A 16,387-nucleotide genomic window follows, 5' to 3' on the forward strand; every position below is an offset into this window, starting at 1 on the left:
TTTGGTGGCGATAGCGAAGAGGTCACACCCGTTCCCATACCGAACACGGAAGTTAAGCTCTTCAGCGCCGATGGTAGTTGGGGGTTTCCCCCTGTGAGAGTAGGACGCCGCCAAGCTTTTTATTTTCATATCGTCGCGGGGTGGAGCAGTTCGGTAGCTCGTCGGGCTCATAACCCGAAGGTCGCAGGTTCAAATCCTGCCCCCGCAACCAAAATGGTCCGGTAGTTCAGTTGGTTAGAATGCCTGCCTGTCACGCAGGAGGTCGCGGGTTCGAGTCCCGTCCGGACCGCCATTTTTATGACTTGTAAACGAAAACGTATAGTTTCGTTTTTTTTTATGCTTTTTCTTTCAACAAGTATCTGATGCGATGAAATATCTTGTTTTTGCTACACTATAAGTGAAAAGAAAAGATAGATGACTTCAACACAGCCTGGTAAAAAAACCAGGCTTTCTTTATAGATTTTTAGTTGGAAATGAGGCTCATATTCGCTACACTAGTACTAACTGTTTCTCATATCTATCATGTCTACTTTAATCAATTGATTGTATGAAGGGGCTGTCTATTATGGATGAATTTGATCTTATTCGCCGGATTACACCAAAAGAAACACATCAACATTCTTTGGTCATGGGCATCGGTGATGATGCAAGTGTTTATCAACTTCATTCACATTGTGAAGAGGTCGTTTGTATTGATACCATGGTGGAGCACGTTCATTTTCGTTTTGATTTTTCCACACCCTTTGAGGTCGGTTTTAAGGCGCTGGCGGTCAATGTCAGTGATATAGCAGCAATGGGAGGAACACCAAAATTTTATCTTGTATCAATAGCGATCCCGCCTCATGGTGATGAGGCGATCGTGACTGCTCTTTACGAGGGAATGAAAGCTTTAGCTGATACATATCATATGGATTTAATCGGTGGGGATACGGTAGCCACCCGCAGTGACTTTGTCATTACGGTGACTGTTATTGGCGAGGTTCCAAAGGGAACAGCTTGTTATCGTCACAGTGCTCAGACAGGAGATGTCGTCTTTGTCACAGGTGAGCTTGGTTCATCAGCTGCTGGACTGTCACTCTTATTGCACGAAGTAGATCCAGTAATGTCGGTCGATCCCGCTTTTTTTCTTGAATGTCACAAAATGCCTCAGCCCCACATTGCTGCTGGACACATTTGCTCAAGCTTCCAGCGGGTGACCTTGAATGATGTGAGTGATGGGTTAGCTAGTGAGCTGAACGAGATAGCAGAAGCCAGCCATGTGACATTAGAAATTGAGGCTGATAAGCTCCCAGTACACGCTGATTTGCCGCTGTTACGCAAGGAGTGGCTTGAATGGGTACTATTTGGTGGAGAGGACTTTGTTTTAACTGGCACAATTCCAGAGATAGATTGGGAAAATTTCGAAAAACAATGTAAAGAAAAAGAAATTCAGGTTACTCGCATTGGACAAGTCAAACATGATCAAGCAGCCAGCGTCATTTTAAAAGAAAATGATCAACAAACAATGTTAATGAAAAAAGGATATAATCATTTTAAGAAATGAGGTGACATCAACGTGCAGTTAACTTGGACGACAAAAGGTGCGGATGAGACGAAACGAATTGCCGCTGCTTTGGCTAAGCTTGTGATGCAAGGCGATGTATTGACTTTAGAAGGAGATTTAGGCGCAGGCAAAACCACTTTTTCAAAAGGTTTTGCGGAAGGTTTAGGTATTACCCGTATCGTCAACAGCCCCACTTTTACGATTATTAAAGAATATAGTGATGGTAGACTGCCACTTTATCATATGGACGTGTACCGCATGGAAGATGTTGAAGAAGATATCGGTCTGGAAGAATATTTTGAGGGAGAAGGTGTATGCTTGGTTGAATGGGCACATCTCATTGAGCCGCAATTGCCTTCATCATATTTAAAAATCGAAATGCTGAGAACAGAACGTGAAGAAGAACGTCATCTCACGTTTTATGCAAAAGGGAAGCGCTATGAAACCCTTTGTAAGGAGATGAAAGAATTTGACCATACTGGCGATTGATACGTCAAACCATACATTAGGAATTGCACTTGTCCGAGATGACACAGTGATTGGAGAAAGTATTACGTACTTAAAAAAAAATCATTCAGTCCGAGCGATGCCAACAGTTGAAGCACTGATGAAAGAATGCGGTGTAGCACCGAGCGAATTAAGCAAAATTGTTGTTGCAAAAGGACCTGGTTCCTATACTGGCGTTAGAATTGGTGTGACTATTGCAAAAACACTTGCATGGACGCTTTCTATTCCATTATCCGCTGTTTCGAGCTTAGAAACTTTGGCGGCAAATGCCCAATATTTCGGTGGATGGATTTCTCCTATATTTGATGCGAGAAGAGGACAAGTTTATACTGGGCTATATACGTTTGAACAAGGAAAGATCAAAGAGGTCAAACCAGATCAAAATATTCTGCTCACGGATTGGCTTCATGAGCTGAAGCAGGCAGGAAAGCCTGTCTTATTTCTTGGACATGATGTTCAGCTTCATCAAGACAACATTCGCTCCATTTTAGGAGAAACCGTTGTTTTGGCGGACGGAGCATTTCATAACCCAAGACCTTCAGTGCTTGCGTTTTTAGGGACAGATCGTCTTGGTGAAGATATACATCAGCTGGTCCCTAACTATATTCGTTTGGCAGAAGCGGAAGTGAAGTGGCTTGAAGGACAAAAATAATCTCAACAATGTAGAGATTCGAAGAATGACGGTAGAGGACATACCACAGGTGTATACGATCGAAGTGCATTCGTTTACAGTACCTTGGAAAAAAGAATCGTTTATCTATGAGATTCTCCATAATCAATACAGCCATTATTTTCTCATTGAGGAAGATAAGCAACCTGTAGGGTATTGCGGGGTGTGGATTGTCATGGAAGATGCACAGATTACGAATATTGCGATTCTGCCTGAGCATAGAGGAAAAGGCTATGGGGAAGCATTGCTTCGATATGTCATGAGATTTTGCAAAGAAAAAAAGACAGATCATCTTTCATTAGAGGTGCGGGTTTCTAATACACCAGCACAATCCCTTTATGAAAAGTTTGGTTTCAGACCAGCTTCTATTCGAAAGAATTATTATACAGATAATGGGGAAGATGCATTAGTTATGTGGGTGAATATAAATGAGTGAACAAAAAGATCGATTCGTATTAGGAATAGAAACAAGCTGTGACGAAACAGCTGCGTCCATCGTGAAAAATGGGGAAGAAATCGTAGCTAATGTTGTCGCCTCACAAATAGAAAGTCATAAACGATTTGGAGGTGTTGTGCCAGAAATCGCTTCAAGGAATCATGTGGAGCAAGTCACTATCGTACTAGAAGAAGTGATGGCACAGGCCAATATGAGCTTTAAGGATGTCAATGCCATTGCCGTCACAGAAGGACCGGGCTTAGTCGGAGCACTTCTGATTGGTGTTAATGCAGCTAAGGCACTGAGCTTTGCTCATCAAATTCCTCTCGTAGGGGTTCATCATATTGCTGGACACATTTATGCGAACCAGCTCGTTGGTAAGCTGCTGTTTCCATGTTTAGCTCTTGTCGCCTCTGGCGGACATACTGAGCTTGTTTTGATGAAAGAGCATGGGTCTTTTGAGGTCATCGGAGAAACATTGGATGATGCGGCTGGAGAAGCCTATGACAAAGTGGCTCGGACGATGGGTCTTCCGTATCCAGGTGGGCCTCATATTGATCGATTAGCACATGAAGGTGAGCCGACGATCAAGCTTCCTCGAGCATGGCTTGAAGAAGGCTCCTATCATTTTAGCTTCAGTGGTTTAAAATCAGCTGTGATCAACACTTTACACAATGCGTCCCAAAAGGGAGAAACGATTGCTCCTGAGGACTTGGCTGCAAGTTTTCAAGAAAGCGTCATTGAGGTGCTTGTTGGAAAGACATTAAAAGCGGCTGAGGCCTATGGTGTGAAGCAGGTAGTTTTAGCTGGGGGAGTCGCTGCCAATAAAGGACTCAGAGAAGCCTTAACTTCAGCATTTGTGAAGCTGCCTGAAGTGAATGTCACTATTCCACCATTGTCTCTTTGTACAGACAATGCAGCCATGATTGCTGCTGCGGGAACCATTGCATTTGAAAAAGGAATAAGAGGCGATATGGCGATGAACGGTCAGCCCGGATTACCGCTCGCCTCATATGAATGAAGACTCCTGTGGATATACAGGGGTTTTTTTAGTTCAAATGAAAGCGATTATTCACATGTAAACGTTATATATCCACAATTGTTAGAAAATTTTGTTTTAAAATGAAGAGAATGTGTATAAATGTGATCTTTTATGTGGATATGTGATTAAAATTCTGTGGATAAAGGGGATAAATCTAATGCGCACAAGAATAATCAAGAAGTTATTGTGGATATCATTGTGGGTAATGAAGTTTCAATTAAAAAAAGAGTACCAGCTAGGGCACTCTTTAAGATTCTGATAGGTCTTCCCACTCAGCAAAAAGTGATTCATGCTCTTGATTGAGCGCATCATTTTCTGTTTGAATGGCGTGAACCTTCTCGTGATCTTGGAAAATAGTAGGATCACATAAAAGTTGTTCATTTTCACCGAGCTTGTCTTCGATGACGGCGATCCGATCTTCAATTTCTTCGATTCTGCGTTGTTTTTGTCTTTCTTTCTTTTTCAGCTCTTTTTCTTCCGCATAAGAAAGCTTTGCTGTTTCAACTGGCTTTGCTGCATGTTTTTTAAACGGTTCATGATTTTGGAGCGCTTCAAGCTCTAATTGCTCGTTTTTCTTTTGAAGGTAGTAGTCGTAGTCACCGAGATACTCTTTTGTTTCAGTTGGAGATAATTCGAGTACTTTTGTTGCCAGCCGGTTGATAAAATACCGGTCATGCGAGACAAATAAAATAGTTCCTGGATAATCAATCAGTGCATTCTCTAAAATTCCCTTACTATCTAAGTCAAGATGGTTAGTAGGTTCATCGAGAATGAGGAAATTGGCTTTTTGCAGCATTAGCTTGGCCAGCGCAAGGCGTGCTTTTTCTCCACCACTCAATGCATGAACAGGCTTTAAGACGTCATCACCGGAGAAAAGAAAATTCCCTAAACACGTCCGGATTTCTTTTTCGTTCATATGTGGATAATCATCCCAAAGCTCATTTAATACTTTCTTAGAGGATGTCAATTTGGCTTGTTCTTGGTCATAGTAGCCGATCGTGACATGAGAGCCAAAGCTGATGTCGCCTTTTACAGGCTTTAATGTATTCATTAAAGTTTTTAAAAGAGTTGATTTCCCGATGCCGTTAGGGCCGATGAGTGCAACGCTATCCCCACGTTTGATATGAAAAGAAAGAGAGGATAGGAGCGGCGTTTTTTCATCATAACTTATATCGAGATCATGTACCTTTAGCACATCATTACCGCTTTGTCTTGTAATATCAAAATGAAAGCTAGCTGATTTTTCATCTCCTAATGGTTTATCTAAAAGATCCATTCGCTCTAGCTGTTTCCGTCTGCTTTGAGCCCGCTTTGTAGTCGAGGCTCTTGCTAGGTTGCGATCCACGAAATCCTGGAGTTTTGAGATTTCTTCTTGCTGCTTTTCGTACAGCTTCATATCACGCTCTAGCTGCTCAGCTTTTAGCTCAAGATACTTACTATAGTTCCCTGCAAACTTTTTCATCGCTGTTCTTGACACTTCATAGACATGGTTCACGACTTTGTCTAAGAAATATCGGTCATGGGAAATGATGAGAATGGCTCCTGTATAATTTTGCAAATACTGCTCAAGCCATGATAAGCTATCAATATCTAGATGGTTGGTCGGCTCATCCAGAATTAAGAGTTCTGGTTTCATCAATAATAGCTTTCCAAGCGCTAGACGGGTTTTCTGGCCGCCGCTTAAGGATTGGACGGTTGTGTGATCTTCAAAATGACTAAAGCCGAGCCCATGAAGAATGGAGCGCACATCTGCTTCATATTGATAGCCGCCTTGATCTTTAAAAGCCTGCTGCAGCCTGTCATAGGTTTTCATTAGGGAATCTAGCTCTGACCCTGTGGAAGAAGCCATTTTTTCCTCAATGGATCTCATCTCTTGTTCCATTTCTTTTAAATGATCAAAAACCGATAGCAGTTCGTCTTTTAACGTACGTATAGACGTCACATCGGTATGCTGTGCTAAATATCCGATCGATAGGCCTTTCGGTTTGATGATCTCACCTTGTTCGTAAGTCATTTGACCGGCAATGATTTTCAAAAGTGTGGATTTGCCTGCTCCGTTACGACCGACAATGGCAATACGATCCTTTGCTTTGACTTCCAATTTTATATTCGTTAAAACGGTATCAGCGCCAAACGATTTGGACAGCTGATTCACTTGTAGAATCATCATGTAACTTCACCTCTGCTATAATATGTTAAGTGTAGCTTATCAGCAGTAAACCGGCAAATCCTACATACGATTGCCATAGTCAAATGAAAGACAGATAGGAAAAAATAGTGTATGATTTGAGTGAGGGAGCGTTAAAAGATGAGTCAATTTAGCCACTTTAACGAACAAGGAAGGGCGAAGATGGTCGACATTAGTGACAAATCGTCTACAGTGAGAACCGCCGTTGCTGCTTCAAGCGTTCGAATGATAAAAGAAGTGTTTCAGAAAATACAACATCGTGACATTGGAAAAGGGGATGTGCTGTCTGTCGCACAGGTTGCTGGCATTATGGCAGCAAAGCAAACATCCAACATCATTCCAATGTGTCATCCGCTTGCACTAAAAGACGTTGATATCTCCTTTGATTGGGAGGAAGATGGAAATGCGCACATTCTAAACATCCAAGTACAGGTGAAAACAACAGGAAGTACGGGTGTGGAGATGGAAGCGCTCACTTCTGCTTCAGTATGTGCACTGACCGTTTACGACATGTGCAAAGCGATCGATAAAGGCATGATCATCGGTCCTACCTATCTAGTTGAAAAGACAGGCGGGAAAAACGGTGATTTTCACAGAGCATCTGATATTTAAGTTGGAGGATCTTATATGAATATAGACCAGTCAAAAATTCCACAAGCAACAGCCAAACGTTTGCCGCTTTACTACCGTTTTTTAAAAAATCTACATGCATCAGGAAAACAAAGGGTGTCATCCGCAGAGCTTAGTGATGCAGTCAAAGTGGATTCTGCAACCATTCGCCGAGATTTTTCGTACTTTGGCGCACTTGGGAAAAAAGGGTATGGCTATAATGTCGATTACTTGTTGACCTTCTTCAGAAAGACCCTTGACCAAGATGAAATGACGAATGTCATGCTCATCGGTGTCGGGAATTTAGGGACTGCTTTTTTACACTATAATTTCATAAAAAATAATAACACAAAAATTTCAATGGCTTTTGACGTCAATGAGAGTAAAATAGGAAGTGAGATAGGCGGCGTGCCTGTCTATGATTTGGATAAGCTTGAAGAGCATGTTCAAGAGGTAGGGGATATTCCTGTTGCGATTTTGACAGTACCTGCCGTAGTAGCTCAGTCCATTACAGATCGTTTGATTGCCCTTGGCATCAAAGGAATCCTTAACTTTACGCCGGCTCGATTGAATGTGCCGGAACACATTCGAATTCATCATATAGATTTGGCGGTTGAACTTCAGTCTCTTGTTTATTTCTTAAAGCATTACTCTGTTACACAGGAGGACTGAAAAAGGGGTAAAGGGGGTGGAGCAAATGGGTCCGATCGGTCCTGGTAGTTTGGTTCTGATTGCGATTGTCGCGCTCATTATTTTTGGGCCGAAAAAGCTTCCTCAATTAGGAAGAGCAGCAGGAGATACATTACGTGAATTCAAAAATGCTACAAAAGGTTTAGCTGATGATCAGGAAGAAAAAAAGAAAAAAGAAGATCAGTAGAATAGGATGAGCTTCATGAATGTCAAAGATATGCCGCTTATGGAGCATATTGTGGAACTGCGAAAACGTTTAGTGATTATTGTAATGTTTTTTGTCACCTTTATGGTGGCAGGTTTTTTTCTCGCTAAGCCGGTCATTGTGTATTTGCAAAATACTGATGAAGCGGCAACACTGACATTGAATGCATTTAAGCTCACGGATCCATTGTACGTGTTTATGCAGTTCGCATTTGTCATTGCTTTGGTTTTGACGTGTCCCGTTATTTTATATCAGCTCTGGGCGTTTATAAGTCCTGGTTTATATGAAAAAGAAAGAAAGGTGACACTTGCTTACATTCCAATTGCACTGCTATTATTTTTGAGCGGTGTGTCTTTCTCTTATTTTATTTTGTTTCCGTTTGTCGTCGATTTTATGATGCGAATGTCGAATGATTTACATGTGGAGCAAGTGATTGGAATTCATGAGTATTTTACATTTCTGATGCAGTTAACACTTCCATTTGGTTTTTTGTTTCAGATGCCAGTTGTGTTGATGTTTCTCACAAGACTGGGCATTATCACACCGATGTTTTTATCGAAAATACGCAAGTATGCCTATTTTGTCCTCATTATCATTGCCGCACTCATTACACCGCCAGAGCTTGTTTCTCACCTCATGGTTACTTTGCCAATGCTCGTATTGTATGAAGTGAGTATTGCCATTTCAAGAGTGACCTATCGCAAAATGCAGCAAACAGAGGAGAAAGACAGTCATTATGTCTCATAAAAAAGCATCGTGATTCAACATGTGATCACGATGCTTTTTATTGTGAAAGGAATTGATGGATCGAAGAAATTGATGCTTGAAATATGCAGGCTCCTGCGGAACGAAATCATGTACATCTACTTCTCTGCTTTCCTCACGTCGTTCTCCGGCTTCATCAACGTCAAATTCCTCCACCTGAATTTTTTCACATTCCCCTGTTAAAAGCTGCCTGCATCAATTAGCCTTGCTCTGTAAAGACCAGCGACTTCTTCTTTCTGTAAATGAACGTTCATCTGCTCTTCTTGATTGAGATAAAGATACACAGGGCAAAACTCACGGTCGATGAACGAAGGCATATGCATTTCATCCTTTATCACACCTGTAAAGGTAAGGTCATTAAAAGAGATGGAGAGACCGAGCTCTTCTTTCACCTCTCTCATGCATGCCATCAGAAGGCTGTTCATTTTGCGAGAAGATGGCGTGCTGCTATGATATCAAGCAGAGAAGGAAAATCCTTTTTTGCGGGACTTCTTAGCTGAAAATGGAAATAGACTGTGTCATCTTCCTTTTTTAAAAGCCAAAAATGAAATGTTTCATGCCAAAGCCTTGAGAATGTACATCAGACCGGTCGGCAATCGTTTCATGCTGCTCGTTCATGAAACTGAGTTTTTCCTGTTCCATAAAAATATGTCCTGCATAAAAAACCATTTTACAAGCGGCGGAAAATGGTTTTTGATTTATTTTTGCTGTTGTTTTTTCAGTTTGACTGAGAAAGCAAACATTTTAAACGCGATATTGATATTATAGGCCGCAAACACCATCAACAAAATGCTGTAAAATGACCACATGTCACCTGGATTTTGAATGGCCATATAGGTGAACGCCACACCTATGGCAAAATAAATAATGCCCCATACGACAGGGTTTCTCATGAGAAAAAGCCTCCAATAATCATTTGCATTGTTTGAGATTGTTCTTCAATCATTTTTTTCACTGGCTCAATCTGCACAAGAATGACGAGCGAGTTCATCAGCATATGTGCGCCGATTGGAACAATGATTCGTTTTGTTTTCACATATAAAAAGGCAAAGGTAAAGCCCATCGTTGTATAGAGCAATAAATGGGCAAAATCAGTGTGCACAGCAGCAAAAACCAATGAACTGACAAGTGCCCCAATGAAGAAATTTGTCTTTTCATAGATCACACCAAAAATGATTTTTCGGAAAATGATTTCCTCTAATATCGGTCCAATCAGGGCGACAACGATCACAAGCCAAGGAACGGCATCCATAATGGATAAAATAGCTTGTGTATTTTCTGACTCACGTCCAATGCCAAACGCATATTGTTCAATCACGCCTGCAATCGATTGCGCAAAGAGGGAAAGAAAGAAACCGCCAATGATCCAGGCGATGGCAGAGCCGGCTGAAACCGGTGCTTCATTCCGAAGTGAAGCTTTTGGTACTGTTCGAAGGATGAGCAAAATGATGATTAACCCAATACAGAAGCTGATGATTGTCCAAGTTCCTGACAATTGTGAGAGCTCCGCTTTTGTTATCGGTGTCTGAATGAATCCTAACCATTTCATAATCAACACATAAGGAATCGCAGAAACCTGCACCAATATATAAGTTAAGATGATGTACCAATATTGTTTTTTCAAGTAATGAAAACCCCTTTACTAAAAGAACTAGATTTATTGTAACACAAGTCTTCTTTTTCGATAAAAATGAAAGAATCCGTGATGCAAAAAGATCATGAAAGAGTAAAAATTTTTAAAGGTTTTACTTGAAATTGCAGAAGACATTCTTTATTATAATAAATGTGTTAGCACTCGTTGGTGATGAGTGCTAAAAGAAGACTACATATAAAAAATGAGGAGGTTGTTTCTTATGTTAAAGCCATTAGGCGATCGCGTAATTATTGAACTCGTTGAATCTGAGGAAAAAACCGCTAGCGGTATTGTCTTACCGGATTCTGCAAAAGAAAAACCGCAAGAAGGTAAAATTGTGGCAGCAGGTTCAGGTCGTGTACTTGAAAGTGGTGAGCGGGTTGCGTTAGAAGTCAATACAGGCGACCGCATTATCTTCTCAAAATATGCAGGCACTGAAGTGAAATATGAGGGAAAAGAATATTTAATCCTTCGTGAAAGCGACATTTTAGCTGTTATTGGGTAATCACAGAAAAAACATTGAGATACATTTCTAAAAAGACTGAGGAGGTTTCGTTATTATGGCAAAAGATATTAAATTCAGTGAAGAAGCACGCCGTGCGATGTTACGTGGTGTAGATGCACTTGCAGATGCTGTAAAAGTAACTTTAGGACCTAAAGGACGTAACGTGGTTCTTGAGAAAAAATTCGGTTCACCACTTATCACTAATGATGGTGTAACGATTGCAAAAGAAATCGAATTAGAAGATGCATTTGAAAACATGGGTGCAAAACTTGTTGCTGAAGTGGCAAGCAAAACAAATGACGTAGCTGGTGACGGTACAACAACTGCAACGGTTCTTGCTCAAGCAATGATCCGTGAAGGCTTGAAAAACGTAACAGCTGGTGCAAACCCTGTTGGCGTTCGTAAAGGGATCGAAGAAGCAGTTAAAGTAGCACTTGAAAGCTTGCACGAGATTTCTAAACCAATCGAAGGCAAAGAATCAATTGCCCAAGTTGCGTCAATTTCTTCAGCAGATGAAGAAGTAGGAAGCCTGATCGCTGAAGCAATGGAGCGTGTAGGGAACGACGGTGTGATTACAATTGAAGAATCTAAAGGATTCACGACTGAGCTTGAAGTGGTTGAAGGTATGCAATTTGACCGCGGATACGCTTCACCATACATGGTGACTGATTCTGATAAGATGGAAGCAGTTCTTGAAAATCCTTACATCTTAATCACAGACAAAAAGATCACAAACATTCAAGAAATCCTGCCTGTACTTGAGCAAGTGGTACAACAAGGTAAACCATTATTGATCATTGCTGAGGATGTGGAAGGCGAAGCACTTGCAACACTTGTTGTGAACAAACTTCGTGGTACATTCAACGCAGTGGCAGTGAAAGCACCTGGATTCGGTGATCGTCGTAAAGCGATGCTTGAAGACATCTCTGTACTAACTGGCGGAGAATTAATCACAGAAGACCTAGGACTTGATCTGAAATCAACTGAAATCGGTCAGCTTGGCCGTGCGTCTAAAGTTGTTGTGACAAAAGAAAACACAACAATCGTTGAAGGCTCAGGAGATTCTCCTCAAATCGCAGCACGTGTGAACCAAATCCGTGTGCAAGTAGAAGAAACAACTTCTGAATTCGATAAAGAAAAATTACAAGAACGTCTTGCAAAACTAGCTGGCGGCGTCGCTGTCATCAAAGTTGGTGCTGCAACTGAAACAGAACTAAAAGAGCGTAAACTACGCATCGAGGATGCACTGAACTCAACCCGTGCAGCAGTTGAAGAAGGGATCGTATCCGGTGGTGGTACAGCACTTGTGAATGTATACAACAAAGTCGCTTCAATTGCAGCTGATGGTGACGTCCAAACAGGTGTGAACATCGTTCTACGTTCACTTGAAGAGCCAATCCGTCAAATCGCTCACAACGCTGGACTTGAAGGATCAGTCATCGTTGAGCGCTTGAAAAACGAAGAAATTGGTGTAGGCTTCAACGCAGCAACAAACGAATGGGTAAACATGATCGAAAAAGGGATCGTAGACCCAACAAAAGTAACTCGCTCTGCACTTCAAAACGCAGCTTCTGTTGCAGCAATGCTTCTGACAACTGAAGCAGTAGTCGCTGACAAACCAGAAGAAGGCGGCTCAGGCGGCGGAATGCCGGATATGGGCGGAATGGGTGGAATGGGTGGAATGATGTAATAACGGATTTGAACCCTTGATTGATAAGGGTTTATCCGCCAGTCACACTCATTTTGGTGCCATTTTGATGCCAATTAAACATATTAGAAGCTTTTCATTAGTTCCCCGAACTTTTGAGAAGCTTCTTTTTTTGTCTATTTTCATCATTTTTCATTCACCTTAACATTTTGACTTCTCCCCATAATAATGATAAGGAGTTAGGGTTTAGGACAAGAACAATTTCCTGAATTCTTCGATCAAAATCTTTTCATTCAGTACTCACTCCTTTAATAATTTGAACAGGGGTGTGAGTCTAAGGTAATCCATGAGCAAGTGACAATAGCGTACAAGTATACACCTCCTAACCAATATAAATTTGTGGGTGGTTGGTAATGTGTGCAGCATGAAATGCTGTCCACACTGTTTTTTAAAAAGTGATAAACTTGAATTGTTAATAAAGAGAAGCAGGGGTAAAAAGATGCATGGTGTATCTTAATAATTTGGATTTTAAAAAACTACATAAAGAACTCGACTCCGTTAACAGAGTAGGTAGAGCAGTGAGAACCGGGTTGATGACTTCCATTCTCTAATAATTCGTGATGTCATCAAAAAAATGTTAGAGAGAATAGAACTTGGAGATTATTCTTACGAAATTGTGAGCTAAAGGTTTGTTATTCATGAAGATATTGTTGTTAGGTTCAGGCAATTATATAAACCAGGTATTAATACAAAGATCGAGCTGACAGAGGAATTGGAAAATTTCATGCTCCAAAATTACACTAATGAATGGATTAGATCTGCTGTGAAAACAGAAAAAAGAATTTTTAAATTAACATTAGCGAAATCTGAGAGTAAAAAAATTAACAGAATCTACAATAATAACTGATGTTTTAAAATAAATTGTCTTAACAGAAAGGCTCCTGATTAGGGAGCTTTTTTTGGTAAGAAAAAACAAAAAAACTATCAATAAATGTACAAATTTATTATAATTGAATTTGGTTAAAGTTATGTAAAATAAGGTTTTAGGAGGTCGTTCATGAGGTATACATGTCCGTATTGTGGATCTCGATTACACCCAGAAAAGGACCATTATTTTTGTGATTTTTGTGTAATGGATTTCAGTAGGGATCAGGTCCAAATGGATGGTCGTAGAATCCAGGAGACACATCAAAGTGTAGATCCAGCAGATCTGAGGAAATCGACCCCTGAGTTGATGCTATATTCAACCTGGTCGTTAATCTTGCTATTAAAAGAAGGCAGGAAAATCAGGACACCTTTATATAAAGAGTTCGCATATGTGCGGAGTAAAAGCAGGGGCTTACGAGATAAAGAAAAAGCTGAAGACATTGCAGCTGAATTTCAGGATATAACCAAAAGGATGTACATAATTGAAAATATCCTGAAAAAGCGTCTTAGTTATGTTCCAGATAAATTGAATGTCAGTTATCTGAGCAGGTATGAAAAACGAATGAACAATAAAAAAACAAATCAAAAAATGCATACCTATGGACAAGAATCTAGCAGGAGGGAAACTGATTGATGGATATTGTCATCAGATACATTTTCAAACATCGCCTTCCGGGAAACATTGAAATCAATACTCAGTCACCCAATTAGAAGAACGACCAACCCAAAAGCTGTCACCCTGCTTCGATAAATCATAACTATATTTTTTCTTGGTATATCAACTACTTTGTTATTAGATGCAATAATTTAAACGACTATTTTTTGCTATTTTAAATAAATGGGGTGAAATGTATAACTAGAGGAAAAAGTATTAATTTATTTTTAATTGATGGCAAAGCAAATGGTAGGATAAAATGTACGTTGGCGAACTGGACTGGTTTGGCTTATAGGATACCTAGAACTGAAATTGAAAAGTGTCGTGACAGAGATGATCTTTCACAGACTGGAGTTTATTTTCTTTTCGGAACATCGGAGGATAACGGTGAGGACATTGTATATGTTGGCCAAGCTGGAGTAAGAAAAAATGGAGAAGGCGTTCTTAATCGTCTAATAGAGCATAAGCGTAGCCCTGAAAAAGATTATTGGACGGAAGCTGTAGTATTTACGACTACAAATAATTCATTTGGACCAACTGAGATCAGCTATCTTGAGAGTCGATTCTGTAACATGGCAAAAGTAGCTGAACGTTATAAAGTGAAGAACGGTAATGAACCAACGATAGGTAATATTACTGAAGAGAAACAGAGCGAGCTGGAAGAGTTTATTGAATACGCACAACTCGTTATGGGAGCACTTGGACATAAAGTTTTTGAGAAACTGAGTCAGACAAGCTCATCAGATGAAGAACAAGTAAATGCAGATGAAAACACAAATAGTATCTTTTATCTGAGAAGAAAAAGTAGTAAAAGCGGTAAAACAATTGAAGCCACTTGTGAACAAACAAATGAAGGATTTGTAGTACTGAAGGGGAGTATGATTGAAACGATCGATTCTGAAAGTATACCAAGTGGCGTTAAACAGAAAAGAAAACAGGTGCAGATCGATCAGAACGGAATTCTGCAGGAGAATGTCCTTTTTAAAAGTCCATCTTATGCAGCTGCTTTTGTTGTAGGTGGACATGCTAATGGGTTGACGGAGTGGAAGGACGAAAACGGGGTACGGTTTGGGAAAATTGAAAGAAAGTGATTTTATCGAAAAATTAATCTGTTTCATTTGTTTAGGACATCCACATGAATATAGAGAAGGTTTTAGTGCTATTTCTTGGATCTTTTACCAGCATTATTTTTTGATATAAAAGCGGTGATCATATGGGCTTGACTACTTGGGTGGCGATTATTCTTGTACTAGTCATCGTATTTGGATTGTTTGGACCAAACGTGAGAAATAAGATTGAAAACCACTTCCTATATGGAAGTGGTACAGATTGTAGACAAAGTCTACAATCTGATAAAAGTTTTTTTTAGTGGTGAGAAAAATCATTTGAGGGAGGAGGGAAGACAAAAAAAGCCCTTATATTTCAAGGGCATGAATGAAAAAGTTTTATTTTACTTTTACTGTGAATGTCACGTTTTTACAATTCATGTAGTCGTCAGTTGTCACATCTCCAAATTTCAGTTTAAGCTCCTTGATGTTTTTAATGTTGATCTCTTTGCCTTCAGGAGCAAAAAATTCTTTCGTTCTTATTATGATACTTTCCTCTGATTTGTAATAGAATTATTGATTTAAGATCCAATACAATATTACTAATTGGCTTTCTTTTCAAGATATTAATTTCTTGTCCAGGTGATTTTTGTTTCATTTGTTGCTTTCTTTCCTTTTGCCAACACCTTGCCGCTTTCCTGTTTCACGGTGATACGTAGATCATAAAAGGAGTAAAGGGCTCCGAGGCTGTCATTTTCGGGTTTATGCAGATTGTTTTCTTTTTCAGTCGCTGCACCAATGGCCAGCGTTTTGGCAAAGTTTAAACCGATCACTTCAGCGTAATCACTATTTGTATCAGAAGAAGCAGTCACGGTTAAAGAAATGACTTTTTTCTTTTGATCAACGGTGACAGATGTGTCTTTCACAAGCTTAGATTGCTCCATGATCTCTTTCGTTTCATTTTGAATTCGTTCATTGATCGTTGGAAGGAAAGTCGAATCTGTTTTTTGTTCTTTTGCCATATTAGAGCAAGCTGCTAGAATGAAGAGACTCGCAACGAGACTCATGAAAACAAGTAGATTTTTTTTCACGTTCTTTCTCCTTTTTTTCGAGGTATGTATGCTTATGTTACCACGAATCCTTGTTTTGATTAAAAGAGAAGTGTTGACAAGCTGTGAACAATAAAAAACCTCCCAAGGTGAAGTGACCCCCTTAAGTTAGACACGGTATTTATTAGACAGCTTTCGAGGCATGAGTTCGATATTGTATCGGACTCATGCCTTTTAGTTTCGTCTTTATACGTGTGTGATTGTAGTAA

The 16,387-nt window shown here is 40.1% G+C and carries 19 protein-coding genes, 2 tRNA genes and 1 rRNA gene; 16 read left to right on the forward strand and 6 right to left on the reverse strand.

What is annotated here, in order from left to right:
• From rrf to tsaD, 8 genes are all read left to right on the forward strand, one after another.
• A 5S ribosomal RNA gene (gene rrf / locus LC033_RS15140) occupies positions 1 to 116 on the forward strand.
• A gap of 18 nt (positions 117 to 134) precedes the next feature.
• Positions 135 to 211 (forward strand) — tRNA-Met (locus tag LC033_RS15145).
• A gap of 4 nt (positions 212 to 215) precedes the next feature.
• Positions 216 to 292: transfer RNA gene (locus tag LC033_RS15150), tRNA-Asp, on the forward strand.
• Between the two features lie 273 nt (positions 293 to 565).
• Positions 566 to 1,543: a thiamine-phosphate kinase gene (gene thiL, locus LC033_RS15155; protein WP_226569835.1), complete on the forward strand. Its 978-nt coding sequence runs from the start codon at positions 566 to 568 to the stop codon at positions 1,541 to 1,543.
• A gap of 12 nt (positions 1,544 to 1,555) precedes the next feature.
• Positions 1,556 to 2,032 (forward strand): tRNA (adenosine(37)-N6)-threonylcarbamoyltransferase complex ATPase subunit type 1 TsaE, encoded by a 477-nt coding sequence (gene tsaE / locus LC033_RS15160; RefSeq protein WP_226569837.1) that lies wholly within the window; start codon positions 1,556 to 1,558, stop codon positions 2,030 to 2,032.
• Positions 2,013 to 2,702, forward strand: a complete 690-nt coding sequence (gene tsaB / locus LC033_RS15165) for a tRNA (adenosine(37)-N6)-threonylcarbamoyltransferase complex dimerization subunit type 1 TsaB (RefSeq protein WP_226569839.1) — start codon at positions 2,013 to 2,015, stop codon at positions 2,700 to 2,702. Before tsaE ends, tsaB begins: the two co-directional genes overlap by 20 nt.
• On the forward strand, positions 2,686 to 3,156 hold the full coding sequence (rimI, locus tag LC033_RS15170) for a ribosomal protein S18-alanine N-acetyltransferase (RefSeq protein ID WP_264188779.1): 471 nt from the start codon (positions 2,686 to 2,688) through the stop codon (positions 3,154 to 3,156). The genes tsaB and rimI overlap by 17 nt, the downstream gene beginning before the upstream one ends.
• On the forward strand, positions 3,149 to 4,177 hold the full coding sequence (gene tsaD, locus LC033_RS15175; RefSeq protein WP_226569842.1) for a tRNA (adenosine(37)-N6)-threonylcarbamoyltransferase complex transferase subunit TsaD: 1,029 nt from the start codon (positions 3,149 to 3,151) through the stop codon (positions 4,175 to 4,177). Before rimI ends, tsaD begins: the two co-directional genes overlap by 8 nt.
• 268 nt (positions 4,178 to 4,445) lie before the next feature.
• Here the strand turns inward: tsaD and LC033_RS15180 are convergent, their stop codons facing one another.
• On the reverse strand, positions 4,446 to 6,368 hold the full coding sequence (locus LC033_RS15180) for an ABC-F family ATP-binding cassette domain-containing protein (RefSeq protein ID WP_226569844.1): 1,923 nt from the start codon (positions 6,366 to 6,368) through the stop codon (positions 4,446 to 4,448).
• Positions 6,369 to 6,506: 138 nt separating this feature from the next.
• Here LC033_RS15180 and moaC point away from each other — a divergent pair, with 138 nt between their 5' ends.
• The 4 genes from moaC to tatC are packed head-to-tail and all read left to right on the forward strand — an operon-like array spanning position 6,507 to position 8,637.
• Complete coding sequence (moaC, locus tag LC033_RS15185) at positions 6,507 to 6,998, forward strand: cyclic pyranopterin monophosphate synthase MoaC (RefSeq protein ID WP_226569846.1); 492 nt, start codon at positions 6,507 to 6,509, stop codon at positions 6,996 to 6,998.
• 15 nt (positions 6,999 to 7,013) lie between these two features.
• Complete coding sequence (locus tag LC033_RS15190; RefSeq protein WP_226569848.1) at positions 7,014 to 7,667, forward strand: redox-sensing transcriptional repressor Rex; 654 nt, start codon at positions 7,014 to 7,016, stop codon at positions 7,665 to 7,667.
• Positions 7,668 to 7,692: 25 nt separating this feature from the next.
• Positions 7,693 to 7,872: a sec-independent protein translocase protein TatAY gene (gene tatAY / locus LC033_RS15195; protein WP_099727425.1), complete on the forward strand. Its 180-nt coding sequence runs from the start codon at positions 7,693 to 7,695 to the stop codon at positions 7,870 to 7,872.
• Positions 7,873 to 7,887: 15 nt separating this feature from the next.
• Positions 7,888 to 8,637: a twin-arginine translocase subunit TatC gene (gene tatC, locus LC033_RS15200; protein WP_376776468.1), complete on the forward strand. Its 750-nt coding sequence runs from the start codon at positions 7,888 to 7,890 to the stop codon at positions 8,635 to 8,637.
• A 197-nt stretch (positions 8,638 to 8,834) separates the two neighbouring features.
• Here the strand turns inward: tatC and LC033_RS15205 are convergent, their stop codons facing one another.
• From LC033_RS15205 to LC033_RS15215, 3 genes are all read right to left on the reverse strand, one after another.
• The gene (locus LC033_RS15205; protein WP_264188780.1) at positions 8,835 to 9,056 is read right to left on the reverse strand and encodes an NUDIX hydrolase; all 222 of its coding nucleotides are present in this window, start codon (positions 9,054 to 9,056) and stop codon (positions 8,835 to 8,837) included.
• Between the two features lie 297 nt (positions 9,057 to 9,353).
• Positions 9,354 to 9,548 (reverse strand): YdiK family protein, encoded by a 195-nt coding sequence (locus LC033_RS15210; RefSeq protein WP_226569855.1) that lies wholly within the window; start codon positions 9,546 to 9,548, stop codon positions 9,354 to 9,356.
• Entirely contained in the window at positions 9,545 to 10,279 is a 735-nt protein-coding gene (locus LC033_RS15215; protein WP_226569857.1) for a CPBP family intramembrane glutamic endopeptidase, read from the reverse strand. Before LC033_RS15215 ends, LC033_RS15210 begins: the two co-directional genes overlap by 4 nt.
• Positions 10,280 to 10,508: 229 nt before the next feature.
• Between LC033_RS15215 and groES the strand changes: the two genes are divergently transcribed.
• From groES to LC033_RS15235, 4 genes are all read left to right on the forward strand, one after another.
• A complete protein-coding gene (gene groES / locus LC033_RS15220; protein WP_003214120.1) occupies positions 10,509 to 10,793 on the forward strand; it encodes a co-chaperone GroES in 285 nt (94 codons plus the stop codon).
• A gap of 55 nt (positions 10,794 to 10,848) precedes the next feature.
• Entirely contained in the window at positions 10,849 to 12,483 is a 1,635-nt protein-coding gene (gene groL / locus LC033_RS15225; RefSeq protein WP_226569859.1) for a chaperonin GroEL, read from the forward strand.
• Positions 12,484 to 13,498: 1,015 nt separating this feature from the next.
• Positions 13,499 to 14,002: a hypothetical protein gene (locus LC033_RS15230; RefSeq protein ID WP_226569861.1), complete on the forward strand. Its 504-nt coding sequence runs from the start codon at positions 13,499 to 13,501 to the stop codon at positions 14,000 to 14,002.
• A 287-nt stretch (positions 14,003 to 14,289) separates the two neighbouring features.
• Positions 14,290 to 15,114: a GIY-YIG nuclease family protein gene (locus LC033_RS15235; protein ID WP_264188781.1), complete on the forward strand. Its 825-nt coding sequence runs from the start codon at positions 14,290 to 14,292 to the stop codon at positions 15,112 to 15,114.
• A 581-nt stretch (positions 15,115 to 15,695) separates the two neighbouring features.
• Here the strand turns inward: LC033_RS15235 and LC033_RS15240 are convergent.
• Positions 15,696 to 16,160 carry a hypothetical protein gene (locus tag LC033_RS15240; protein ID WP_226569863.1) on the reverse strand — a complete coding sequence of 155 codons (465 nt, stop codon included), beginning with the start codon at positions 16,158 to 16,160 and terminating at the stop codon, positions 15,696 to 15,698.
• A 142-nt stretch (positions 16,161 to 16,302) separates the two neighbouring features.
• A partial coding sequence (locus LC033_RS17410; protein WP_226569977.1) for an IS3 family transposase occupies positions 16,303 to 16,387 on the reverse strand: 85 nt, incomplete at its 5' end.

Origin of the sequence: Bacillus stratosphericus, assembly GCF_020524495.1 — a bacterium.
Lineage (GTDB): Bacteria > Bacillota > Bacilli > Bacillales > Bacillaceae > Bacillus > Bacillus stratosphericus_B.

Bases quoted from the DNA above. Each gene is read 5' to 3' on its own strand.
- thiL (WP_226569835.1), top strand. From the start codon at position 566: ATGGATGAATTTGATCTTATTCGCCGGATTACACCAAAAGAAACACAT.
- tsaD (WP_226569842.1), top strand. From the start codon at position 3,149: ATGAGTGAACAAAAAGATCGATTCGTATTAGGAATAGAAACAAGCTGT.
- LC033_RS15180 (WP_226569844.1), bottom strand. From the start codon at position 6,368: ATGATGATTCTACAAGTGAATCAGCTGTCCAAATCGTTTGGCGCTGAT.
- moaC (WP_226569846.1), top strand. From the start codon at position 6,507: ATGAGTCAATTTAGCCACTTTAACGAACAAGGAAGGGCGAAGATGGTC.
- LC033_RS15190 (WP_226569848.1), top strand. From the start codon at position 7,014: ATGAATATAGACCAGTCAAAAATTCCACAAGCAACAGCCAAACGTTTG.
- tatAY (WP_099727425.1), top strand. From the start codon at position 7,693: ATGGGTCCGATCGGTCCTGGTAGTTTGGTTCTGATTGCGATTGTCGCG.
- tatC (WP_376776468.1), top strand. From the start codon at position 7,888: ATGAATGTCAAAGATATGCCGCTTATGGAGCATATTGTGGAACTGCGA.
- LC033_RS15205 (WP_264188780.1), bottom strand. From the start codon at position 9,056: ATGAGAGAGGTGAAAGAAGAGCTCGGTCTCTCCATCTCTTTTAATGAC.
- LC033_RS15210 (WP_226569855.1), bottom strand. From the start codon at position 9,548: ATGAGAAACCCTGTCGTATGGGGCATTATTTATTTTGCCATAGGTGTG.
- groES (WP_003214120.1), top strand. From the start codon at position 10,509: ATGTTAAAGCCATTAGGCGATCGCGTAATTATTGAACTCGTTGAATCT.
- groL (WP_226569859.1), top strand. From the start codon at position 10,849: ATGGCAAAAGATATTAAATTCAGTGAAGAAGCACGCCGTGCGATGTTA.
- LC033_RS15230 (WP_226569861.1), top strand. From the start codon at position 13,499: ATGAGGTATACATGTCCGTATTGTGGATCTCGATTACACCCAGAAAAG.